26 protein-coding genes are annotated in these 20,069 nt (G+C 70.0%); 8 read left to right on the forward strand and 18 right to left on the reverse strand.

What is annotated here, in order from left to right:
- Positions 1-18: 18 nt before the first annotated feature.
- Genes fabG through JWP65_RS00255 form a run of 4 tightly spaced genes read left to right on the forward strand, consistent with a single transcriptional unit; the run spans position 19 to position 3,545 of the window.
- Positions 19-741, forward strand: coding sequence for a 3-oxoacyl-ACP reductase FabG (gene fabG, locus JWP65_RS00240; RefSeq protein WP_299759268.1), 723 nt, complete (start codon positions 19-21; stop codon positions 739-741).
- Between the two features lies 1 nt (position 742).
- Positions 743-1,588 (forward strand): glycosyltransferase family 2 protein, encoded by an 846-nt coding sequence (locus JWP65_RS00245; RefSeq protein ID WP_299759218.1) that lies wholly within the window; start codon positions 743-745, stop codon positions 1,586-1,588.
- A complete protein-coding gene (locus JWP65_RS00250) occupies positions 1,585-2,325 on the forward strand; it encodes an ABC transporter ATP-binding protein (RefSeq protein ID WP_299759220.1) in 741 nt (246 codons plus the stop codon). The genes JWP65_RS00245 and JWP65_RS00250 overlap by 4 nt, the downstream gene beginning before the upstream one ends.
- Before the next feature lie 5 nt (positions 2,326-2,330).
- On the forward strand, positions 2,331-3,545 hold the full coding sequence (locus tag JWP65_RS00255) for an ABC transporter permease (RefSeq protein WP_299759222.1): 1,215 nt from the start codon (positions 2,331-2,333) through the stop codon (positions 3,543-3,545).
- Here JWP65_RS00255 and JWP65_RS00260 read toward each other — a convergent pair.
- From JWP65_RS00260 to murB, 3 genes are read right to left on the reverse strand one after another with little or no spacing between them, the layout of a single operon-like run.
- Positions 3,538-3,870 (reverse strand): SMR family transporter, encoded by a 333-nt coding sequence (locus tag JWP65_RS00260; RefSeq protein ID WP_299759224.1) that lies wholly within the window; start codon positions 3,868-3,870, stop codon positions 3,538-3,540. The genes JWP65_RS00255 and JWP65_RS00260 overlap by 8 nt on opposite strands.
- Positions 3,871-3,883: 13 nt before the next feature.
- Complete coding sequence (locus JWP65_RS00265; RefSeq protein ID WP_299759226.1) at positions 3,884-4,369, reverse strand: CreA family protein; 486 nt, start codon at positions 4,367-4,369, stop codon at positions 3,884-3,886.
- Between the two features lie 48 nt (positions 4,370-4,417).
- Positions 4,418-5,458: a UDP-N-acetylmuramate dehydrogenase gene (murB, locus tag JWP65_RS00270; protein WP_299759228.1), complete on the reverse strand. Its 1,041-nt coding sequence runs from the start codon at positions 5,456-5,458 to the stop codon at positions 4,418-4,420.
- 51 nt (positions 5,459-5,509) lie between these two features.
- Here murB and JWP65_RS00275 point away from each other — a divergent pair, with 51 nt between their 5' ends.
- The 4 genes from JWP65_RS00275 to JWP65_RS00290 all read left to right on the forward strand — a co-directional run bounded on the left by JWP65_RS00275 (position 5,510) and on the right by JWP65_RS00290 (position 9,067).
- Positions 5,510-6,001: a YajQ family cyclic di-GMP-binding protein gene (locus tag JWP65_RS00275; protein WP_299759230.1), complete on the forward strand. Its 492-nt coding sequence runs from the start codon at positions 5,510-5,512 to the stop codon at positions 5,999-6,001.
- A 1-nt stretch (position 6,002) separates the two neighbouring features.
- Entirely contained in the window at positions 6,003-6,644 is a 642-nt protein-coding gene (locus tag JWP65_RS00280; protein ID WP_299759232.1) for a TIGR02281 family clan AA aspartic protease, read from the forward strand.
- Between the two features lie 180 nt (positions 6,645-6,824).
- The gene (locus JWP65_RS00285; RefSeq protein ID WP_299759234.1) at positions 6,825-8,438 is read left to right on the forward strand and encodes an MFS transporter; all 1,614 of its coding nucleotides are present in this window, start codon (positions 6,825-6,827) and stop codon (positions 8,436-8,438) included.
- 323 nt (positions 8,439-8,761) lie between these two features.
- The gene (locus JWP65_RS00290; protein WP_299759236.1) at positions 8,762-9,067 is read left to right on the forward strand and encodes a tripartite tricarboxylate transporter substrate-binding protein; all 306 of its coding nucleotides are present in this window, start codon (positions 8,762-8,764) and stop codon (positions 9,065-9,067) included.
- A gap of 152 nt (positions 9,068-9,219) precedes the next feature.
- Here the strand turns inward: JWP65_RS00290 and JWP65_RS00295 are convergent, their stop codons facing one another.
- The 15 genes from JWP65_RS00295 to JWP65_RS00365 all read right to left on the reverse strand — a co-directional run.
- Positions 9,220-10,035 (reverse strand): FRG domain-containing protein, encoded by an 816-nt coding sequence (locus tag JWP65_RS00295; protein ID WP_299759238.1) that lies wholly within the window; start codon positions 10,033-10,035, stop codon positions 9,220-9,222.
- A 49-nt stretch (positions 10,036-10,084) separates the two neighbouring features.
- Positions 10,085-10,234, reverse strand: a complete 150-nt coding sequence (locus tag JWP65_RS00300) for a hypothetical protein (protein ID WP_299759240.1) — start codon at positions 10,232-10,234, stop codon at positions 10,085-10,087.
- A 354-nt stretch (positions 10,235-10,588) separates the two neighbouring features.
- The gene (locus JWP65_RS00305) at positions 10,589-10,756 is read right to left on the reverse strand and encodes a hypothetical protein (RefSeq protein ID WP_299759242.1); all 168 of its coding nucleotides are present in this window, start codon (positions 10,754-10,756) and stop codon (positions 10,589-10,591) included.
- Between the two features lie 181 nt (positions 10,757-10,937).
- Positions 10,938-11,900: a PDR/VanB family oxidoreductase gene (locus tag JWP65_RS00310; RefSeq protein ID WP_299759244.1), complete on the reverse strand. Its 963-nt coding sequence runs from the start codon at positions 11,898-11,900 to the stop codon at positions 10,938-10,940.
- 4 nt (positions 11,901-11,904) lie between these two features.
- Entirely contained in the window at positions 11,905-12,327 is a 423-nt protein-coding gene (locus JWP65_RS00315) for a RidA family protein (RefSeq protein ID WP_299759246.1), read from the reverse strand.
- A complete protein-coding gene (locus JWP65_RS00320) occupies positions 12,324-13,367 on the reverse strand; it encodes an aromatic ring-hydroxylating dioxygenase subunit alpha (RefSeq protein ID WP_299759248.1) in 1,044 nt (347 codons plus the stop codon). Before JWP65_RS00320 ends, JWP65_RS00315 begins: the two co-directional genes overlap by 4 nt.
- Positions 13,368-13,601: 234 nt before the next feature.
- Positions 13,602-13,826, reverse strand: coding sequence for a recombinase-like helix-turn-helix domain-containing protein (locus tag JWP65_RS00325; protein WP_299759250.1), 225 nt, complete (start codon positions 13,824-13,826; stop codon positions 13,602-13,604).
- A 19-nt stretch (positions 13,827-13,845) separates the two neighbouring features.
- Positions 13,846-14,823 (reverse strand): tripartite tricarboxylate transporter substrate binding protein, encoded by a 978-nt coding sequence (locus JWP65_RS00330; RefSeq protein ID WP_299759252.1) that lies wholly within the window; start codon positions 14,821-14,823, stop codon positions 13,846-13,848.
- 29 nt (positions 14,824-14,852) lie between these two features.
- Positions 14,853-15,011: a hypothetical protein gene (locus JWP65_RS00335; protein ID WP_299759254.1), complete on the reverse strand. Its 159-nt coding sequence runs from the start codon at positions 15,009-15,011 to the stop codon at positions 14,853-14,855.
- Entirely contained in the window at positions 15,008-15,298 is a 291-nt protein-coding gene (locus JWP65_RS00340) for a tripartite tricarboxylate transporter substrate-binding protein (protein ID WP_299759256.1), read from the reverse strand. Before JWP65_RS00340 ends, JWP65_RS00335 begins: the two co-directional genes overlap by 4 nt.
- A gap of 31 nt (positions 15,299-15,329) precedes the next feature.
- On the reverse strand, positions 15,330-16,307 hold the full coding sequence (locus JWP65_RS00345) for a tripartite tricarboxylate transporter substrate binding protein (RefSeq protein ID WP_299759258.1): 978 nt from the start codon (positions 16,305-16,307) through the stop codon (positions 15,330-15,332).
- Positions 16,308-16,315: 8 nt separating this feature from the next.
- Positions 16,316-17,284, reverse strand: a complete 969-nt coding sequence (locus tag JWP65_RS00350; protein ID WP_299759260.1) for a VOC family protein — start codon at positions 17,282-17,284, stop codon at positions 16,316-16,318.
- 16 nt (positions 17,285-17,300) lie between these two features.
- Positions 17,301-18,785 (reverse strand): aldehyde dehydrogenase, encoded by a 1,485-nt coding sequence (locus tag JWP65_RS00355; RefSeq protein WP_299759262.1) that lies wholly within the window; start codon positions 18,783-18,785, stop codon positions 17,301-17,303.
- A 9-nt stretch (positions 18,786-18,794) separates the two neighbouring features.
- Positions 18,795-19,598, reverse strand: coding sequence for an aspartate dehydrogenase (locus tag JWP65_RS00360; RefSeq protein ID WP_299759264.1), 804 nt, complete (start codon positions 19,596-19,598; stop codon positions 18,795-18,797).
- Positions 19,599-19,614: 16 nt separating this feature from the next.
- The coding region (locus tag JWP65_RS00365) for a thiamine pyrophosphate-dependent enzyme (protein WP_299759266.1) at positions 19,615-20,069 on the reverse strand (455 nt) is incomplete at its 5' end.

Here is a 20,069-nt window from a genome sequence, read left to right on the forward strand (position 1 = left end):
AGCGGCCCGCGCGACGGCGTGCCGCGCCGCGCCCTGGTGACCGGCGGCAGCGGCGAGATCGGCGCGGCCATCTGCCGGGCGCTGGCCGCCCAGGGCTTGCAGGTGATCGTCCATGGCAACCGCAACCGCGAGCGGGCCCAGGCGCTGGCCGATGAACTGGCTGCCGCGGGCATGCCCGCATCCGCCGTGGCCTTCGACCTGGGCGACAGCGCCGCGGTCCAGACCGCCATCGGGCAACTGCTGCTGGCGGGGACTATCGACGTGCTGGTGAACAACGCCGGCCTGTACCGCGACGCGCTGCTGGCCGGCATGCGGGAAGAAGACTGGATGGGCGTGATCGACGCCAACCTGAACGGCTTCTTTCGCGTCACCCAGCCGCTCGTGATGCCGATGGTGCGGCAGCGCTGGGGGCGCATCATCAACATCGGCTCGGTGGCCGGGCAGGCCGGCAACCGGGGCCAGGCCAACTACGCGGCGGCCAAGGCCGGACTGCATGGGGCGGCCAAGTCGCTGGCGCAGGAGCTGGCCAACCGGGGCGTCACGGTCAACACCGTGTCACCGGGCATCATCGCCACCGGGATGGCGCAGCAAGCCTTCCCGCCGGAGCGGATCAAGGCCATGGTGCCGGCCGGACGGGCCGGCCGGCCGGAGGAAGTGGCGGCGCTGGTGGCGTTCCTGGCGTCGGACGCCGCGAGCTACATCACCGGCCAGGACATCGGAGTCAACGGAGGCTTGTACTGACATGAACGCCGACACGGGAAACGAAGCCAACTCGAACTGGAACGGCGTGTGGATCGCGATCCCCGCCTACCAGGAGGCGGTGACCATCCGCGGGCTGGCGCTGGAGGCGCTGGCGCAATCGCCCAACGTGCTGGTGGTGGACGACGGCTCCACCGACGGCACCTCGGCGCAACTGGACGGCCTGCCGGTGGTCGTGCTGCGGCATCCCGAAAACCGCGGCAAGGAAGCCAGCCTGCGCACTGCATTCGACCACGCGCTGGCGCTGCAGGCGCACTGCGTGATCGCCATGGACGGCGACGGCCAGCATGACCCGGCCGACGCGCCGCTGCTGCTGGCGGCCTGGCGCCGGCACCCGCGCCGGATCGTGATCGGCTCGCGGCTGCACGACCGCTCGCAGTTCCCGCCGGCGCGCTGGCGCGCCAACCGCTTCGCCTGCTTCTGGATCTCCTGGGCCGCGGGCCACCCGATCGCGGATTCGCAATCGGGCTTTCGGGCCTACCCCGCGGCGGTGATGCGGCTTGCGCTGGGCCCCGGCGTGCGCGGCAACCGCTTCACCTTCGAGAGCGAAATCCTGATCGAGGCGGCCCGCCACGACCACCCGACGCTGGCGGTGGCGATCCCCGGGCGCTACCCCAAGAACGCGCGCCGCAGCCACTTCCGCCCGGTCCGGGACATCGCCAAGATCGTGCTGATGGTCGGCGTCCGGCTGCTGCGCTACCGCCTGGCGCCGCTGGGCCTGTGGCGCAGCCTGGGCCCGGCCACCGTGCTGCCCGGGCGCGCCGGCGCCACCACGGCGCCGGCGGCTGGCGCGTGCGTCCTGGAGGCGGGCGAGCCGACGCCGCAATGAGCGACGCGGCCGTGGTGCTGGCAGCCAGCGGGTTGGTCTATCGCTATCCGCAGCAGGCCGAGCCGGCGCTGGACGGCGTCGCCCTGCAGCTGCAGCGCGGCCAGACTGTCGGCCTGCTGGGGCCGAACGGTTCCGGCAAGTCGACCCTGATCAGCCTGCTGGCCGGGTTGCGCGTGCCGCAGCAGGGCCGCATCGACCCGTCACCGGCGGCACACCGCGGCGTGGCCTGGGTGCCGCAGGAGTACGCGTTCTACCCGGACCTGGGCTGCCGCGAGAACCTGCGCTTTTTTGCCGCCATGCTGCAGCTGCGCGGCGCGCAGGCGCAAAGCCGCATCGACGCCGCCATCGCCAGCTGCAGGCTGGGCGAGTTCGCCGACCGGCTGGCGCGCCATTGCTCGGGCGGCGTGCGGCGCCGGCTAAACCTGGCGATCGCCTTGCTGCAGCAGCCCGAGGTGCTGCTGCTGGACGAACCCACCGCCGGCGTCGACCCGCAGTCGCGCGCCTTTCTGCTGGACCGGGTGCGCGAGCTGGCCGCCGGCGGCACCGCGGTGCTGTACGCCACCCACTACATGGAAGAAGTCAGCGCAGTCTGCTCCGACATCGTGTTGCTGGACCACGGCCGGGTGCTGGCGGTCGGTGACCTCGCCACCTTGCTGCGCGGCCCCGCCGGCTCGCCGCCCCATGCCAGTCTCGAGGCCTTGTTCATGCACCACACCAGCCGGTCGCTGCGCGACTGACGACCATGACCCGGTCCTGTCCCGTGCCCGCGCAGATCCTGGCCATCGCCTGGAAGGAGTGGCGCCTGCTGTCGCGCAACCTGCACGGGCTGGCCACGCTGTTTCTGATGCCGGCGATCTTCGTGCTGGTGATGTCGTTCACCCTGAAGAACACGCTGACCGCGAAGGTCGACCTGCCGCTGGCAGGCTGGGTCCAGGAAGACAGCAGCCCGTTCGCCACACAGTGGTCCAGGCAGTGGCTGGCGCGCCATCCCGGCCCGCGCTTCGGCACGCAAGCGGAACTGCAGGCGGCACTGAAGGCACGCCAGGTCGAAGCCGGCATCGTGGTGCGCTCGCCGCTGATCGATGCCGCCACCGGCCAACCCGACAGCCGCCAGCTGGAAATGTGGCTCGGCCAGCGGGTGCAGCCGGCGGCCGCCGCCAGGCTGCGGGCGCAGCTGAGCTTTTCGCTGCTCCAGGCCCGCATGAAGCGGGCCGCGGCCGAGGCCGGGCCGTTCTCCGGCGTGCTGCTCGAAGGTGCGGCCGGCGGTGAACTGCTGGCGGCCGACGGCGGGGTGGCCGTGCGCTACCTGTACGAAATCGAGTCCGGCCGCCGCATGACGGCGGTGCAGCAAAGTGTGCCGGCCTGGCTGGTGTTCGGCATGTTCTTCGTCGTCATCCCGATCGCGGGCGTGCTGATCCAGGAACGCAAGGAGGGGACGCTGGCCCGCCTGGCCACGCTGCGGGTGTCGCCGGCGGCCCAGCTGGGCGGCAAGCTGGTGGCCTTCATCGCGCTGAACCTGGTGCAGCTGGCATTCATGCTGATGGTCGGCTGCTGGCTGGTGCCGCTGCTCGGGGGCGATGCACTCAGCCTGGCGATCCACCCGGGCTGGTTCCTGCTGATCGTGCTGGCCACCAGCACGGCCGCCGTGGGGCTGGCACTGCTGATCGCCAGCGTCAGCCGCACGTTCGAGCATGCGGCGGCGCTGGGCGGCGGGCTGAACGTGGTGCTTGGCGCGATCGCCGGCGTGATGGTGCCCAGGATGCTGATGCCACCGGGCTTGCAGACCGTCTCGGCCTGGTCGCCGATGGGGTGGGCGCTGGACGGGATGCAGGCCGTGTTCCTGGGCGCGCCGATTGCCGCCGACGTGCTGCCGCGGGCGGCCTTGCTGTTCGCTTTCGCGCTCGCCTGCCTGGCCGGCAGCGCCTGGATGCTGCGCCGGCCGGGCAACTTCACCTGAACGACCTGGAGAACAGGTTGATCACGACCACTCCCGCCACGATCAGCGCCATGCCGGCGATGGCAGGGACGTCGAGCGACTGGCCGTACAGCAGCCACCCGATCGACGAAATCAGCACGATGCCGACCCCGGACCAGATCGCGTAGGCGATCCCGGCCGGGATGGTGGCGAGTGTCAGCGACAGAAAGTAGAACGAAACCGCGTAGCCGACGACGGTGGCGACGCTCGGGAGCAGGCGCGTGAAGCCTTCGGTGGCCCGCAGGCAACTGGTAGCGATGACCTCGGCCAGGATGGCGATCGCCAGGAACGCATAGGCCTTGTGCATGCCAGGCCCCCGGCTAGCGCTTGAGCGGAATCACCGTTCCCGCCGGCAGCGGCACCGCCGTCACGCTGTTTTGCGGCGAGCCTTCGATCACGCGGTCTGAATAGCTCAGGTAGACCAGCGTGTTGCGGCGCTGGTCGATCATGCGAACCACCTGCAGCCGCTTGAACACCAGCGACGTCCGCTCGCTGAAGACTTCCTCCTGCTTGCCCAGCACCTGGCCCGCGACGAAGGCGATCGGGCCGACCTGGCGGCAGGCGATCGAAGCTTCGGACTTGTCTTCGGCCAGCCCGAGGCCGCCCTTGATGCCGCCGGTGCGGGCGCGCGAGACGTAGCAGGTGACGCCGCCCACCTTGGGGTCGTCGAAGGCGTCGACCACGATCTTGTGGTCCGGGCCGATCAGCTTGAACACCGTGTCGACTTCGCCGATCGGCTCGCCGGCGGCCTGGCCGCAACCGGCCAGCAACAGGGGGAGCACCAGCAAGGATGCGATGCGCTTCATGGGGATCCTTTCGCGGGAATGACGAGCGATGGCGGCGGGCCCCGGTGGTCAGACCACCACCGGCTCCGGCTCCAGCCGGATGCCGAAGCGCTCGTAGACGCTGGTCTGGATGGCGCGCGCCAGCGTCACCACTTCGCCACCGGTGGCACCGCCGCGGTTGACCAGCACCAGCGCCTGCTTGTCGTACACGCCGGCCTGGCCGACCGACTTGCCCTTCCAGCCGCAGGCGTCGATCAGCCAGCCGGCGGCCAGCTTCATGGTGCCATCCGGCATCGGGTAATGCACGATGCCGGGCTCGCGGGCGATGATGTCCTGGCACTGCTCCGGCGTCACCGTCGGGTTCTTGAAGAAGCTGCCGGCATTGCCGATCACCCGCGGATCGGGCAGCTTGGCCCCCCGGATGGCGCAGACCCAGTCGTAAATCTGGCGCGCGGTCGGCTCGGCGATGCCGGTTTCGGTCATCTTGCGCTGCAGGTCCACATAGCCCAGCACCGGCTTCCACGGCTTGGGCAGGCGCAACCGCACCCGCAGGATCATGGCCCGGCCGGCCAGCCCGAAATCGCTGTCGCGGGCCGGCGAGTGCTTGAAGACCGAATCGCGGTAGCCAAAGGCGCACTGGGCGGCGTCCAGCGTGAACACCTTGCCCGTCACCAGGTCGATGGCATCCAGCGACTCGAAGCGGTCCTGCAGCTCGACGCCGTAGGCGCCGATGTTCTGCACCGGGGAGGCGCCCACGGTGCCCGGGATCAGCGCCAGGTTCTCCAGTCCGTCCAGCCCTTGCTCGACGGCCCAGGTGACGGCCTCGTGCCAGTTCTCGCCGGCCCCGAGCTCCACGATGGTGGCGCGCGGCCCGTCCTCGACGATCCGGCGCCCGGCCACCTCGACCTTGAGCACCACGGCCTTGACGTCGCCGGTCAGCACGATGTTGCTGCCGCCGCCCAGCACGAACCTGGCTTCCGCCCCCAGGCCCGGGTGCGCCAGCACCGCCTGGACGTCCGATTCGCCCCCGATCCGGACCAGGGTGCGCGCCTTGGCGACGATGCCGAACGTGTTATGGGGCTGCAGCGGTACGTTTTGCTCGACGATCATGGGAGAATTGTCACCCATGGCGCCCCGGGTCGGGGCGGGGAGAGTTTCAAGATGCCGTCATTCGATACCGTGTGCGAACCGAACATGGTGAAAGTCAAGAACGCGGTCGACAACTGCGCCAAGGAGATCGCCACGCGCTTCGACTTCAAGGGGACCGCGGCCGCCATCGAGCTGAAGGACAAGGACAAGGAAATCATCCTGACCGGTGATGCGGAGTTCCAGCTGCAGCAGGTGATGGACGTGCTGCTGGGCAAGCTGACCAAGCAGGAGGTCGACGTCAAGTTCCTGGACGCCGGCGACGTCCAGAAGATCGGCGGCGACAAGGTCAAGCAGGTGGTCAAGGTGCGCAGCGGCATCGAAACCGAGCAGGCCAAGAAGCTGACGCGACTCATCAAGGACAGCAAGCTCAAGGTGCAGGCCGCCATCCAGGGCGATGCGGTGCGCGTCACCGGCGCCAAGCGCGACGACCTGCAGGCCGCCATGAAGCTGGTGCGCGAGAAGATGACCGAACTGCCGCTGTCGTTCGACAACTTGCGCGATTGAGATGAGAGCCTTTCTGGCCGCCCTGTTCGCGGCGGCAGCCAGCGCGGCCGCGGCGGCCGACGCGGTGGCGCTGCAAGGCATGCTGGGCAACCGGGCCTTGCTGATCGTCAATGGCACGGCCCCCAAGGGCGTCACCCCCGGCGAAACGCACATGGGCGTGAAGGTGCTGTCCACGCTGGGCGACCAGGCCCTGGTGGAGATCGACGGCAAGCGCCACACGCTGCGGGTGGGCGACGCGCCGGCCAACGTGGGCGGCCCGGCGGTGGCCTGGCGCGGCACCCGCATCGTGCTGCCGGTGTCCTCGGGCGGCCACTTCGTCAGCGCCGGCGCGATCAACGGCAAGCCGGTCAATTTCCTGGTGGACACCGGCGCCACCACCGTCGCCATGGGCGCCATGGAAGCGCAGCGCCTGGGCATCGACTACCGCAGCGGCCAGCAGGGCCAGAGCAGCACGGCCAACGGCCTGGTGCCCAACTGGCGGATCAAGCTGGCCTCGGTGCGCATCGGCGACGTCGAGGTGCACGAAGTGGATGCCTCGGTGTTGCCGGGCAGCATGCCTTATGTATTGCTGGGCAACACCTTCCTCAGCCGCTTCCAGCTGCGTCAGAGCAACGACCAGCTGGTGCTCGAGCGCAGGTTCTAGGACGGCAGCAGCAGTGACATTTTCTTCATGGAGCCGCCCGGTCCTCGACCCGATGAGAATCGGGTGGCGCGTCGCGCACGCCGATTCCCCCTGTGAAGAGGATCCGGCTTTGCCGGTCCTCTTGACACTGACCAGGCCACCGAGCAATCGATCCAGCGATTGCTCGGTGAATCTCTGAGCTTGCCCGACTCGGAACATCCGCAGGCGGCCCCCGCCGTCCCGCCCCGGCGGGAGAGTTCTCTCGCCCCGCTGCGCTCGCCGGTGTTCCGCATGCTGTGGTTCACCTGGCTGGCCGCCAACACCAGCATGTGGATGAACGACGTCGCGGCCGCCTGGCTGATGACGTCGCTGGGGCCCTCGCCGCTGTGGGTGGCGCTGGTGCAGACCGCCTCCACCCTGCCGGTGTTCGTGCTGGGCCTGCCCAGCGGCGCGCTGGCCGACACCGTGGACCGCAAACGCTACTTCATGATCACGCAGTTCTGGGTGGCGACCATCGCCACCATCCTGTGCGTGGTGATCCTGATGGACGCGCTGACGGCGCCGCTGCTGCTGGCGTTGACCTTCGCCAACGGCGTCGGGCTGGCGATGCGCTGGCCGGTGTTCGCCGCCATCATCCCCGAAGTGGTGCCGCGCGCGCACCTGCCGCAGGCGCTGGCGCTCAACGGCGTGGCGATGAACGCCTCGCGCATCATCGGCCCGCTGCTGGCCGGCGCGCTGATTGCCAGCGCCGGCAGCGTCTACGTGTTCGTGCTGAACGCGGTGCTGTCGATCCTGGCCGGCATCACCATCATGCGCTGGCGGCGGGTGCACAACGTGAGCCCGCTGGGGCGCGAGCCGCTGGCCAGGGCCATGCGGGTGGGCGTGCAGTACGTCTGGCAATCTGGCCGCATGCGGGCCGTGATGCTGCGGGTGGCGCTGTTCTTCCTGCATTCGACGGCGCTGATGGCGCTGCTGCCGCTGGTGGCGCGCGGCCTGCCCGGCGGCAATGCCGGCACCTTCACGCTGCTGCTGGCGTCGATGGGCGCCGGCGCGATCGTCGCGGCGCTGCTGATGCCGCAGATCCGCGCCTGGCTGCCCTTGAGCCAGCGGCTGATGGTGGGCACCGCGCTGTACGCGCTGGCCGGCACCATCGTGGCTTTCGCGCCCAACATCTGGGTGGCGGTGCCGGCCATGCTGCTGGCGGGGGCGACCTGGATCACCGTGGCCAACACGCTCAGCGTCGCCGCCCAGATGGGCTTGCCCGACTGGGTGCGGGCGCGCGGCATGTCGATTTTCCAGATGGCGCTGATGGGGAGCACCGCGGCCGGCGCGGCGCTGTGGGGCCAGATCGCCACGTCGACCTCGGTGCACATGAGCATCGCGATCGCCTCGGCCGCCAGCGTCGTGCTGATGCTGCTGGCGCAGTCGCGCAGCATGGACCGCGGCACCGAGGAGGACATGACGCCTTCGCACGTGCTGAAGGTGCCGCAGATGCAGCCGCCGGCGCGGCCGGGGCGGATCCAGCTGCGCATCGAATACCAGATCGACCCGGAGCGGGCGCTGGAATTCCTGGCTTTGATGCAGGAGAGCCGGCGCAGCCGGCTGCGGCAAGGCGCGCTGGATTGGCAGCTGCTGCACAACCTGCACGATCCGGGCCGCTATGTGGAGCAGATCACCGACGCGTCGTGGACGGAGCACCTGCGCCGTTTCGACCGCATCGTGGCGGCCGACGTGCAGCTGCGGGAGCGCCGCTTGACCTTCCACACCGGCGCCGAGCCGCCGCGGGTGACGCGCTACCTGGTGGAGCAGGACTGAGCGCTACTCCGGCTCCATGTCCCCCGAGGCGGCACAGGCGTCGCGCAGCTTGCGCATCGCGCCATACAGCGCCCGCCGCTCCTGCGGCCCGAGCAGCCGCAGCATGTCGGCTTGGCGGCGGCGCCGGCGTGCAGCCGCTGCAGCGGCGTCCGAGCGACTACCTCAAGCAGAACTTCCACTACGCCACAGCGGCATGTGCTGGACGCCGGCCGTGCTGTTCGCGGCATCGGTGCTCGGCGCCGACCGCTGCTGTACGCGATGGACTACCCGTACCAGTCCGCGCTGTCCAAAGTTGCGGAGATGGACGCGCGCACACCGCGGGCGTGCAGCTGAGGCACGTGCCCTACAAGGGCATCGCGCCGGCCGCCGTGACCGTCGGCAGTGGCAAGACGGCGCTGGCGTCGACCGACCTCACGTCGGTGCAGCCGCTGGTGGCCGCGGGCAAGGTGACGCTGGTGGCGGTGTTCTCGCCGCAGCGCTCGGCGCTGCTGCCGAACGTGCGCACGATGGTGGAGCAAGGCCTGCCGGCCACCACCGCCTGCGCCTGCGCCTGGACGGCGCTGGTGGCGCCAAAGCGCAGGCCCCATCCGTGCTCACGCGCTTGCGCACCGAACTGCACGCGGTGCTGAACACGCCCCAGGGTGCCAGGCGCTGCCGACGGCCGGCATCGAGCCCAAGGCGAGCACCGGCGAAGAGCTGGCCGAGCTGATCCGCACGGACGCGGACAAGTGGAAGTCGGTCATCGTCCGCGCGAAGATCGCGATCGAACGACGGCGCGCGGCTAGGCTGCTGCGCCGTCTTGCGGCTGCCCCCGCTCGTAGTCCTCCACCAGCCGCTCCCAGATCGCCTCCAGCTCGTAGCTGACCGAGCGGGCCAGCCCTTCGAGGTCGGGGAACAGCGTGGCGTAGGTCACGTTCATGCGGTACAGCGCGCGCATCGCGTCGTGCCGCATCTCCAGCGGCAAGACGAACTTGGTCAACAGCCCTTCGGAGCCGCCGTAGCCGTCGAGGATGTCGTCCAGCGGCAGGTCGAGCACGCCCGGCACCACGAACAGCCCGGACTGCGCGACCAGCCGGCTGTCCATCTCGGACGGCTCGCCGTACCAGAGCACCGGCTGGGTGTTGCCGGCAAAGTAGCGGTCGAAATTGCCCGGCACCCGTGGATCGATCCGCGAGCGCGTCAGCGACGGGTCGAAATCGGGCGCGCGGTTCCACAAGGCCGGTGTGTTCAGGGCGAACACGGCGACGTCGCGGGTGGCGCTCTCCAGCGCGAAGAAGGCGGCCACGAACGGCGACTTGGTGAAATCGAGCAGGCGGGTGGCGGCGCCGTGGTGCTGCATCAGAGCCATGCTGCGCAGGTCGTCGTCCAGGCCGGTGCGGTCCTGCAGGTAGATGTGCGCCTTGCGGCGGAACACCCGCATCGCCCGCGCCTCGCGCAGCGGCCACAGCCGCTGGTCGGGGCAGAACTGCTGCAGCCGCCGCGTCAGCGACGGCACCAGCGGCCACTGCGCCGAGACGTGGCCGCGGAAGGCCCAGCCTTCCATCGCGTCCGCGTGATCGACGAACTCGGACCAGCGTTGGAGGCGGATGGTTTGCATCGGATGGTTCTTCCCTGTGGTCCGATGGTAGCGCAGGGGTCTCCAGTTTTCACGCCAGCTGCAGCCACAAGGCCGCAGCTCCGGGCACGGCGCCGTTGCCGGCCATCAGCCGCACGTCGCGCGCGTCCCGGCCGGTTCGATCGCCGGTTCGATCGGCCGGAACGGCGGCGAGCACGCAGGCTGCCGCCAGCACGCCCATCAGCAGCGAGAGGTCGGCCGGTCATGGCGGCCACACCATTGCCATGGAGGCCGGGGCCGGACTGCGGATCAGATCCTGGCACGGCCGCTGCCCGCGCCGTGGGAAGCACCAGCGTGTCGGCCCGCGTGCATGCCAGCACCTGCCGCCACGGCTCCAGCCACGGCAGCATGCCCGCCGGCGACGACGCCAAGTCGCACGCCCGGCAGCAAGGCCGCGGCCGCTGCCGGCGTGAGCCAGGCCTTCCAGGTGATGGCCACCAGCAGCACGGCCGGGACCGCCGGGTGCAGCAGTCCCGCGGCGACGCCCGCGCCCAAGGCAGCCCAGGTGCCGCGGGCGGCTTGCGCCAGCAGCGCTTCAGTCCAGGGCGCGGCCGCCCTGGTGCAGCCGGCGGCCTCGCCACAGCAGCAACGCCGTGGCGGTGAGCAGGTTCAGGATCACCATCCATGCCACTGCCAGGCGGGGGTGGAGCGAATCGCCGGCGCGCAAAGTTCTGCCGGCAGTGGAGGCGGTCTCCATGGGCATGTGCGCAATGCGCGCCGGAGCCGCAGGGGCCCGGTCGGCACGCGGACTCCGCAGCTTGCGCCAGGGCAAGGTCGGCTGAATCATGCCTGCGAGGCGAGCGGCTATGCCGCGGCACTTGCGCCGCGGCGCCGAAAGAGCCGGCCTCGCCTGCCAGATCAGGCGCGCACGCGCCGGCGCGGTGCTACAGATCCAGCGTCAGCGACGCGGACTTGCAGCCCGAGACGCACAGCATCATGACCTTGTTGCTGGCCTGTTCCTTGGCGCTCAGGAGCGAGTCACGGTGGTCCGGCACGCCGGCCAGCACGCGCGCCTCGCAGGAGCCGCAGACACCTTCGCAGCAGCTGTGGTCCACCTCCACGCCGGCGTCGAGCAAGGTGTCGAGGATCGACTTGCCCGGCTCCACCACGAAGCTGCGGCCGCTGCGCGCCAGTTCCACCGTGAACGAGCCGCGCGCGTCGGCGGCCGGCGCGTGCTCCACCGCCGCGAAGCGCTCGATGTGCGCGTTGTCGCCGTGGCCCAGCTGCGCGCTGAACTTCTCGAACGCATCCAGCATCGGCGTCGGTCCGCACGCATACAGGTGCAGGCCGCCAGCGGCCGGGCGGGCCGCCAGCAGCGCCTTCAGGTCCGGCGGGCCACCGGCTTCGTCGTCGAAGTGGGTCGTGATCGGCACCTGCAGCCGCGCCAGTTCGTCCAGGAAGGCGGCGCTGCGGCGCGAGCGGGCGAAGTACAGCAGCTCGTGCGAGCGGCCCAGGTCGCGCAGCCGCCGCGCCATGCACAGGATGGGCGTGATGCCGATGCCGCCGGCCACCAGCACCGTGTGCTCGGCCGCTTCCTGCAGCGGAAAATTGTTGCGCGGCGGCGAGATCACCAGCTGCATGGCTATGCGCAGCTGTTCGTGCACGGCGCGCGAGCCGCCGCGGCTGGCGCGGTCCTTGAGCACGCCGACCACGTAGCGGTGCCGCTCGTTGCTGTCATTGCACAGCGAGTAGCTGCGCTCCATGCCGTTGGGCAGGTGCAGGTCGATGTGGGAGCCGGCGCTGAACGCCGGGAACTCGCCACCGCCTTGCGGCCGCAGGTCCACGGTGATGATGTCGTCGGCCTCGAAACGCAGCGTGTGGACGAAGGCGTTCAGGGTGGTGTTCATGACTTCACTCGCAACGGGACAGGTCCACGTCCAGGCGCGCCCAGGCGTCGATCTCGATTTTCAATTCGGGGAACACCAGGCCCTTGACCTCGACCAGCGTGGAGCACGGGTACGGGGCCTGGAAGAAATCGCGGCGCGCCCGGCCGACTTGGTCCTTGTCGGCGACATCGGTGACGTAGATGACCAGCTTGTACAGGTTGCGCACGTTGCCGCCGGCCGCTTCCACGTACGCCAGCAGCTTGCGCAGCACTTCGGTCGTCTGGGCGTAGGCGTCCATGGGCTCGGCCGCATGCCGGGTGGCGGGATGCGCCGTCATGCCGGACATCACCACCTCGTTGCCGATGCAGAACGCATTGGACCAGGTCGCGCTCTCGAGTTCGGCGACGGCCGACGTCATCAGCCGCCGGATCGCAACGCCTTCGCTCATGCCACCGCCTTGTGCGGGTTCGCCGCCGCGAGCTGCTCGCAGGCCAGCGACTTCAGCTGGCGACGCAGCCGCACGATGCCCATGTCGTGTTGGTACAGGTTCTCGCGCTGGTTGGCGTCGGGCTCCATCTGCTCGAGCATCACGCGGTCCTGCTCCAGCACGTGCCAGTGGCGCGCCTCCAGCCGGTTCTTGTACAGGAAGCGCCAGGTGTCGCGCTGCCAGCCGTCCAGCTTGCGGCAGCGCCAGTGGAACACCGCCGACACGTCGGGGGCGATCGGCGTGTACAGCCCGACGATGTGGAAGCCGCCACCGGGCCCGCCGGTCTTCGGGTAGGGGATCTCCAGCCGCATCCAGTGAACGTTGGTGCTGGCCCACTCGGTCCAGTCGAAGTTGATGCCGCGCTGGCCCTGCTTTTCGAACACGAAGCCGGTCTCGGTCGGGCGGATCTGGAAGGCGGCGCTGCTCTCGCCTTGGGCCATCGAGTGCGACTGCTTGTGCAGGAAGATCCCGTGCATCGGGTCCATCACGTTGTCCATCACGTAGCGGTAGTCGCCTTTCCACTCGGTGTAGCACAGGAACGACGAGTACTCGTCGCTCTCCAGCTGCTCGGGCAGCTCCAGCGGCGGCGGGGTGTCGAGGTTGGCGTCGCTGTTGAACAGGAACACCGCGCCATGGCGCTCCTGCACGTGGAACGCCAAAGCGGCGCGCGAACCTTCGAGCTTGCAGCCGGGGCTGCCCGGCACCTTGGTGACGGTGCCGTCGCAGCGCACTTCGACGCCGTGGTAAGGGCAGGCCAGCCGGTCGCCCAGCACCACGCCTTGCGACAGCGGCGCGCCGCGGTGCGGGCAGTGGTCTTCCAGGGCATTGAGCTTGCCGGCGGCATCGCGCCACAGGGCGATCTTGCGGCCCAGGCGGCGCAGCGAGACCGGCCGCTCGGCGACGAAGCCCGACGGGCAGATCGGGTACCAGAGGTTTTTCAGGCCGGCTTGCAGCAGCGCGTCGACGGGGTCGGCGGCAGTGGTGATCTTGATGGGAATCATGGCGGCTTTCCTCAGAAGCTGTGAATGAATTGATCGCTGCCGCGACAGGGAACACCGGAGTGCAGGCGTAGGCGCCGGACGCTGTCCAGGCTCTGCGCCTGGACAGTGGTCCGCAACGCCCGCCAGCGCTTCGCTGCCCCCCGGCCCGCAGGGTGAGGCCCCCGCAGCGGCATTGGCTCAATCTGGTTTCTCATGGGGGTCTCACGCGGCTGCGAGGAATTCATTCGCAGCTTCTCAGTTGCCCAGCCGGGCCATCAGCTCGGTGTAGGACGCTTCGGTCCACGGCTGGCCGTTGTCGGCGGACGGGCCGGTGCGGTTCAGGGATGCGACCAGGCCAGGCAGGTCGTGGATGCCGGCGGCATAGGCGCGTTCGATGGCATCGCCCAGCAGGTCCTCGAAGGACGTGGGCGGGCGCGGGCGCGCCTGGTGAGGGCTGAGATAGCGGTCGTCGTTCCTCATTGGTGCCTCCTGTGCGTCTTCAATCGGCCTGGATGCCGAAGTCCTTGACCAGCCTGGCGTACTTCGTGTGCGCCTCGGCGTTGGCCTGCGCCAGCCGGGCCGGCTCGCCGCCGACGGAGACGGTGCCGAAGGTGGCCAGCTTGGCCACCACGTCGGGCATCTTCAGGATCTCGTTGAAGTGCGTGTTCAGCGCCTTGACGACGTCGGGGCTCATGCCCTTGGGGCCCAGCAGGCCCTGCCACGACATCGGGTCGATGTCCCTGTAGCCCAGCTCGGCCAGCGACGGCACGTTGGGCAGCAGCGCCGAGCGCTGCGGCAGCGCCACGGCCAGCGGCACCAGCTTGCCGGCGGCGATGTGCGGCATCACCGGGCCCAGCGGCACCCAGGCCAGCGGAATATGGTTGCCCAGCACGTCGTTGACCGAAGGGGCGACGCCCCGGTACGGCGAATGCGTGATTGCGGTGCCGGCGGCCTTGTTCAGCATCTCGCCGACGAAGTGCATCGGCGAGCCGGTGCCGGGGCTGCCGTACACCAGCTGCTTCTTCGCCTTGGCGGCGGCCACCACGTCCTTCAGGCTGGTGAAGCCGCTTTGCGGGCTGGCCACCAGGAACAGCGGCACGTTGCCGGTCTGCACGATCGGCGTGAAACCGTTGACGGCGTCGTAGGCGGCGCCGGTGCCGGACTTGAGCACCACCGGCGCGCTGGCGAAGGTGCCAGGCGTGAGCAGCAGCGTGTAGCCGTCGGGCGCGGCCTTGCCAACGAAGGCATTGCCGATGGTGCCGCTGGCGCCGACGCGGTTGTCGATCACCACGCTCTGGCCCACGCGTGCCGACAGCTTCTCGGCGAACAGGCGCGCCACGGCGTCGGTGTCACCGCCCGCCGGATAAGACACGACGATCGTGATCACCCTGGCCGGCCAGGTCTGGGCGGCGGCCGGGAAAGCGCCGACGGCGGCGGCGAAGGCCAGCGCGATGGCATGGCGGCGTTGGATGCGCATGGGGTTTCCTAGTGGTTTTGGGTGGCAGGTCAGTCGGCGGAGATGCCGAGTACCTTGATGATCTTGCAACGCGTGCGTGGTCGTCGGCGTTTGCGGCGGGCCAGCGGGGTGCCGCCGCCGGCCGCGGCGATGGCACCGAAGGTGCGCATCTTGGCGTCGACCTGGGGCAGCTTCAGGATCTCGTTCATGTGCGCGGCCAGCGTGCGAGCGAATTCGGGGCTGGTGCCCTTGGGCGCCACAGGCCGTGCCAGGCGCCGACCTCGGCGTCGCGGATGCCCGGTTCGGCCAGTGTCGGCACGTCGGGCGCCAGCGGCCAGCGTTCGCGATCGGCCACGGCCACGGCCGGCGCCACCATCTTGCCGCCGGCGATGTGCGGCGGCACCGGGCCCCAGGATGTGCATGGGCGAGCCGCTGCCCGGGCCGGGCCGATGGCGCCGGCGGCAAGGGCGACGACGTGGCTGCGGGTCGGCATCATGGCGTGGCTTGGTTCGGATGGAGGTCGTCGCCTACTGCGCTTCTATCTTGCGGTCGCGGATGATCGGCGCCCAGGTGGCGGTTTCCTTGCGGATCACGTCGTTGAAGGCGGCCGTCGACAGCAGCCAGGTTTGCAGGCCCTGCTGCTGCAGCTTGGCGCGATTGGCCGGCTGGCCGATGATCGCGGCGATGTCCCTGGCCAGTTGTTCGAGGACGGCGGGCGGCGTGCCCTTGGGCGCCAGCACGCCGTACCACGAGGTCACGGCGACGCCGGGAACGCCGGCCTCGGCCAGCGTCGGCACCTGCGGCAGCGTCGGGTCGCGCGTCGGGTCGGTCACGGCCAGCGGGCGCAGCTTGCCGGCCTGGATGTGCGGCAGCAGCACCGGCATGTTGCCGATGATCATCGGCACGGTGCCGGCCAGCACGTCGTTCAGGCCGGGGCCCGAGCCTTTGTAGGCCACGTGCAGGAAGTCGGCGCCGGTTTGCTGGCCGAGCAGCTCGCCGGCCAGGTGCAGCTGGCTGCCGACGCCGGGCGTGGCATAGGCAACGGTGTTCGGCCTGGCCTTGGCCAGCGCCACCAGTTCGGCGACGGTCCTGGCCGGCACGGCCGGATTGACCGCCACGATGTTGGAGGCCCGCGCCAGCGAGGTGACGGCAGCGAAGTCGGCCTGCACGTCGTAGCCGGCCTTGGGCAGCAACGTCGGGTTGATGGTCAGGTTACCGGCCGGGATCACCAGCAGCGTGTGGCCGGTGGGGGCCGAGCGCTTGACCTGGTCGATGCCAATGTTGCCGTGCGCGCCGGGCTTGTTCTCGACGATCGCCGTCTGCTTGTACTGCGCGGCCAGGCCGTCGGCCATCATGCGGGCCAGCGTGTCGACCGGGCCGCCGGCCGGGAATGGCGCGACGATGGTGAACGGCTTGCTTGCCAGTTGCGCGGCGGCGTCTTGGGCCTGCACGGCAGGAACGAGGGCGACAGCGGCCAGCGCGAAGGAAAAGAGAATGGGTCGCATGGAAGGTCCTACTTGCGGTCGGTGATGAACTTGCCGGTCGGCGCGGCGGGGGCGGCGCCCGATTTCTGGCGGCGGGTGGTGCCGTCGATGCCGCCGTCGATCGCCCATTCGGCGAACACGGTCGGGCCCGGCTCGAATTCGCGCGGCTGCCAGTCGGCGGTGAGCTGGTCTTCGTCGGCGTAGTACTCGACCAGCGCGCCGGCCGGGTTCTTGAAGTACCAGAAGTAAGCCGAGGAGATCGGGTGCCGGCCCGGGCCGAGCTGGGTGTCCCAGCCGCAGCGCGAGATGTGCAGGCCGCCGCCGAACACCTCGTGGATGTCGCGCACGGTGAAGGCCACGTGGTTCAGGCCGCAATGCTTGTCGGGTCGCTGCAGCAGGAAGAGGTCGTGGTGGCCGCCGTCCGGGGCGCAGCGCAGGAAGGCGCCGCGGCCGGGGTAGCGGTCGGACGCCACGAAGCCGAAATTGTCCACGTAGAACTGCTCGCAGGCCGGCACGTCCTTGGCGAAAAAGACCACGTGGCCGACCTCGATCGGGGTCGCCTTCTCGTAAGCGGGGCTGGCCTGGTTGACGCGGCCCTTGCGGCTCCAGGTGTTGTATTCGGCCCCGGCCAGTTCGACCTCGCGCTTCTTGCTCACCTGGAGGCGAATGGCCAGGCCGTTCGGGTCGGTGCAGCCGATGCGGCCGCCCTGTTCCATGAACCCTGGCGCGTTGCCGATGTTGGCGGCGTAGCGCGCCAGGTCGGACTCGTTCTGCACGCCCCACACCACTTCGCGCAAGGTCGAGCCCGGCTCCATGGCCGACGGCAGGTCGGCGCGGGTGGCCGCGGCGACGATGACGCGGCAGCCGTTGAGCGTCTCGAACACGAGCCGGTCCGGCTCCTCGGAGGCGAGGCTCAGCCCCCAGTCCAGGAAGAACTTGCGAGAGGTGGCGAGGTCGTCCGCGCCGTAGGTGATTTCGTCGATGCCCAGTACGCTCATGTCGGTGTCCTCGGTTCTAGTTGGCCCAGGGCAGCGGGGCATCGTTGAGCCCCCAGTACAGGCTCTTTTGCTCCATGTACTGCTGGATGCCCAGGCGGCCCTTCTCGCGGCCCAGGCCGCTGTCGCGCCAGCCGCCGAAGGGCGTGGAAATGGAAAACTGCTTGTACGTGTTGATCCACACGGTGCCAGCCTGCACCGCGCGGCCGATCCGCCAGGCCTTCTTGTAGTCGCGCGTCCAGATGCCGGCCGCCAGCGCATAGATGCTGTCGTTGGCCTGGGCCAGCAAGTCCTCTTCGGTGTCGAACGGCATGGCCACCAGCACCGGGCCGAAGATTTCCTGCTGCACCACCTGGTCGCTGTTGCGCAGACCTTCCAGGATGGTCGGCAGGTAGTAGTTCCCGCGGTCGTACAGCATGCCTTCCGGGCGGCGGCCGCCGGCCAGCAGCTTGCCGCCTTCGGACAGGCCGAGCTTGACGTAGCCCTCGATGCTGTCGCGGTGCTTGCCGGTGATCAGCGGGCCCATCTGGGTGCGCTCGTCGGCCGGGTCGCCCACGCGCAGCGCCGCGGCCTTCGCCGCCAGCCGCTCCATGAAGGCGGCGTAGAGCTTGCGCGCCACGAACAGGCGCGAGCCGGCGATGCAGGACTCGCCCGAGGAACTGAAGATGCCGTACAGCACGCCGTTGACGGCGTGGTCCAGGTCGGCGTCTTCCAGCACCATGGTGGCGGACTTGCCGCCCAGCTCCAGCGACACCGGCATCATCTTGTCGGCGGCGATGCGGGCGATGTGCTTGCCGGTGCTGGTGCCGCCGGTGAAGGAGACGCGCTTGACCAGCGGATGCTTGGTGATGGCGTCGCCGATGACCGAGCCGCGGCCGGGCAGCACGCTGACGATGCCGCGCGGCACGCCGGCCTCTTCGCAGATGGCGGCCAGCTCCAGTGCCATCAGCGGCGTGACTTCCGCCGGCTTGACGATCACGGCATTGCCCGCGGCCAGCGCCGGGGCCAGCTTTTGCGCTTCGCTGGCGATCGGCGAGTTCCACGGCGTGATCGCGGCCACCACGCCCATGGGCTCGTACACGCTCATCGTCATGAAGTCGCCGCGCGAGGGCGTGATCGTCTCTTCCATCGTCTCGAGCGCGGCGGCGAAGAACTGGAAGGTGGCGGCAGCGCTGGCCACCAGGTTGCGCGTCTCGCTGATCGGCTTGCCATTGTCCAGGCGCTGGCGCTGGGCCAGCGGCTCGGCCCGCCCGCGGATCAACGCGGCCACGCGGTGCAGGACGGCCGCGCGCTCGTGCGGCTTGCGCTGGGCCCAGCCGCTGGTGCGGAAGGCATGGTCGGCGGCAACGATCGCCTCGGCTACGTCGGCGGCGCTCGGTGCGCGCAGCCGCGCCACCACCTCCCCGGTGGCGGGATAGAGGGTCGCGCTTTCGTCGCCGCGGCCCAGGCGCCGTTCACCGGCGATGAAGATCGGCAGCAGTTCTTTGGAATCGGTGACCAGCATGTGCTTTTCTCAGATCGCGACCGCCCGGCCGCGGTTGGCCAGCGCCCGCACGATGCTGTACACGGTCAGGGCCGAGGTCTTGGGGTTGGCCGGCAGCGGCTTGCCTTCCATGGTGATCTCCATGGTGCCGAAGGCGCCGCTGGCGCGCACGTGGTGCACGTTGCCGGTCACGCCGGGGTCGGCATAGAGCCTGACCTGCGTGCGCTGCAAGCCCAGGCCGGCGAACGACAGCGTGGCCGCCACGTTGGCGTTCTTGGGATAGAGCTGGGCCGCCTGTTCGGCGCTGCCTTCGAAGATGCAGCGCGCCTCGGTCAGCGCATCCAGGTCGCAATCGTTTTCGGCCGGCGTGCCCTTCCAGGCATGGGGCGGCTTGCGGCCGGTGTACTGCACGGAATCGAGGCCGCCGAAACGGGCCGCGGCCAGCGCGTCGATACCGCCGATGGCGCCGGACAGCAGCTGCACCTGGGTGTTGCCGCGTTGCGCCGCCTGCTCCAGCCGCTGGGCCATGCCCGGCAGGCTGAGGGCGCCGACGGAGGCGACCATGCAAGGCGTGCCGCGCTCCAGCGCCGGGATCACGTGTTCGTCGATCGCCGCGTGGCCGGCGCATTCGACCAGCAGGTCGATGCCGTCAGCCGCGCCGACGCTGGTCGCGATGCGGGCGCCGGGCGCCAGCCGCTTGACGGTGTCGAAGGCGTCCGCACGCACACCAGGCGGCAGCACCACGCACGCCACCGCCAACCCGGTTTCATGCCGCAACAGCTCCAGCACGCCGGCGCCGATGGCGCCGCAGCCGATCATGGCGATCCTGATCATGGTGTCTTTCCCTGTCTCAAGCGGGTTGGGCCAGCTTGGTCGGCGGGCCGGCGAAGGCGGTCTTGAAGCTGCCGATGGCGAGCATGTCGACTTCGAGGATGAAGGGGCCGGACGCCGAGCGCGCCTGGTCCAGCGCCGCCGGCAGCTCGGCCAGCTTGGCCACGCGGACGTGGCCCAGGCCCATGGCGGCGCTCAGCTGCGCGTAGTCCGGCGTGTGCAGCTCGGTGTAGCAGCGGCGGCCGCCGTACTGGGCGTCCTGGATGTTGCGGATCACGCCATAGCGCTGGTCGTTCATCAGCACGAAGGTCACCGGGGCTTTCTCCTGCACCGCGGTGGCGAGTTCGCCCAACTGCAGGATGAAACCGCCGTCGCCACTGAGCGCGAAAGTCTTCTTGCCCGAACCGGTCTCGGCCGCGCCGATGGCCGCGCCCACGCCCATGGCCAGGCCGAGGCCGATGCCGCCCCCCATGG

The organism is Ramlibacter sp. (genome assembly GCF_028292805.1).
Taxonomy (GTDB): Bacteria; Pseudomonadota; Gammaproteobacteria; order Burkholderiales; family Burkholderiaceae_C; genus Ramlibacter.

Coding starts and splice junctions, on each gene's coding strand:
- JWP65_RS00310 (WP_299759244.1), bottom strand. CDS start 11,900: ATGAACACCACCCTGAACGCCTTCGTCCACACGCTGCGTTTCGAGGCC.
- JWP65_RS00300 (WP_299759240.1), bottom strand. CDS start 10,234: ATGGGCGTGCTGGCGGCAGCCTGCGTGCTCGCCGCCGTTCCGGCCGAT.
- JWP65_RS00260 (WP_299759224.1), bottom strand. CDS start 3,870: ATGCACAAGGCCTATGCGTTCCTGGCGATCGCCATCCTGGCCGAGGTC.
- JWP65_RS00305 (WP_299759242.1), bottom strand. CDS start 10,756: ATGCCCATGGAGACCGCCTCCACTGCCGGCAGAACTTTGCGCGCCGGC.
- JWP65_RS00345 (WP_299759258.1), bottom strand. CDS start 16,307: ATGCGACCCATTCTCTTTTCCTTCGCGCTGGCCGCTGTCGCCCTCGTT.
- JWP65_RS00250 (WP_299759220.1), top strand. CDS start 1,585: ATGAGCGACGCGGCCGTGGTGCTGGCAGCCAGCGGGTTGGTCTATCGC.
- JWP65_RS00315 (WP_299759246.1), bottom strand. CDS start 12,327: ATGAGCGAAGGCGTTGCGATCCGGCGGCTGATGACGTCGGCCGTCGCC.
- JWP65_RS00280 (WP_299759232.1), top strand. CDS start 6,003: ATGAGAGCCTTTCTGGCCGCCCTGTTCGCGGCGGCAGCCAGCGCGGCC.
- JWP65_RS00325 (WP_299759250.1), bottom strand. CDS start 13,826: ATGAGGAACGACGACCGCTATCTCAGCCCTCACCAGGCGCGCCCGCGC.
- JWP65_RS00335 (WP_299759254.1), bottom strand. CDS start 15,011: ATGAACGAGATCCTGAAGCTGCCCCAGGTCGACGCCAAGATGCGCACC.
- JWP65_RS00340 (WP_299759256.1), bottom strand. CDS start 15,298: ATGATGCCGACCCGCAGCCACGTCGTCGCCCTTGCCGCCGGCGCCATC.
- murB (WP_299759228.1), bottom strand. CDS start 5,458: ATGATCGTCGAGCAAAACGTACCGCTGCAGCCCCATAACACGTTCGGC.
- JWP65_RS00255 (WP_299759222.1), top strand. CDS start 2,331: ATGACCCGGTCCTGTCCCGTGCCCGCGCAGATCCTGGCCATCGCCTGG.
- JWP65_RS00330 (WP_299759252.1), bottom strand. CDS start 14,823: ATGCGCATCCAACGCCGCCATGCCATCGCGCTGGCCTTCGCCGCCGCC.
- JWP65_RS00355 (WP_299759262.1), bottom strand. CDS start 18,785: ATGCTGGTCACCGATTCCAAAGAACTGCTGCCGATCTTCATCGCCGGT.
- JWP65_RS00320 (WP_299759248.1), bottom strand. CDS start 13,367: ATGATTCCCATCAAGATCACCACTGCCGCCGACCCCGTCGACGCGCTG.
- JWP65_RS00265 (WP_299759226.1), bottom strand. CDS start 4,369: ATGAAGCGCATCGCATCCTTGCTGGTGCTCCCCCTGTTGCTGGCCGGT.
- JWP65_RS00350 (WP_299759260.1), bottom strand. CDS start 17,284: ATGAGCGTACTGGGCATCGACGAAATCACCTACGGCGCGGACGACCTC.
- JWP65_RS00360 (WP_299759264.1), bottom strand. CDS start 19,598: ATGATCAGGATCGCCATGATCGGCTGCGGCGCCATCGGCGCCGGCGTG.
- JWP65_RS00275 (WP_299759230.1), top strand. CDS start 5,510: ATGCCGTCATTCGATACCGTGTGCGAACCGAACATGGTGAAAGTCAAG.
- JWP65_RS00295 (WP_299759238.1), bottom strand. CDS start 10,035: ATGCAAACCATCCGCCTCCAACGCTGGTCCGAGTTCGTCGATCACGCG.
- JWP65_RS00245 (WP_299759218.1), top strand. CDS start 743: ATGAACGCCGACACGGGAAACGAAGCCAACTCGAACTGGAACGGCGTG.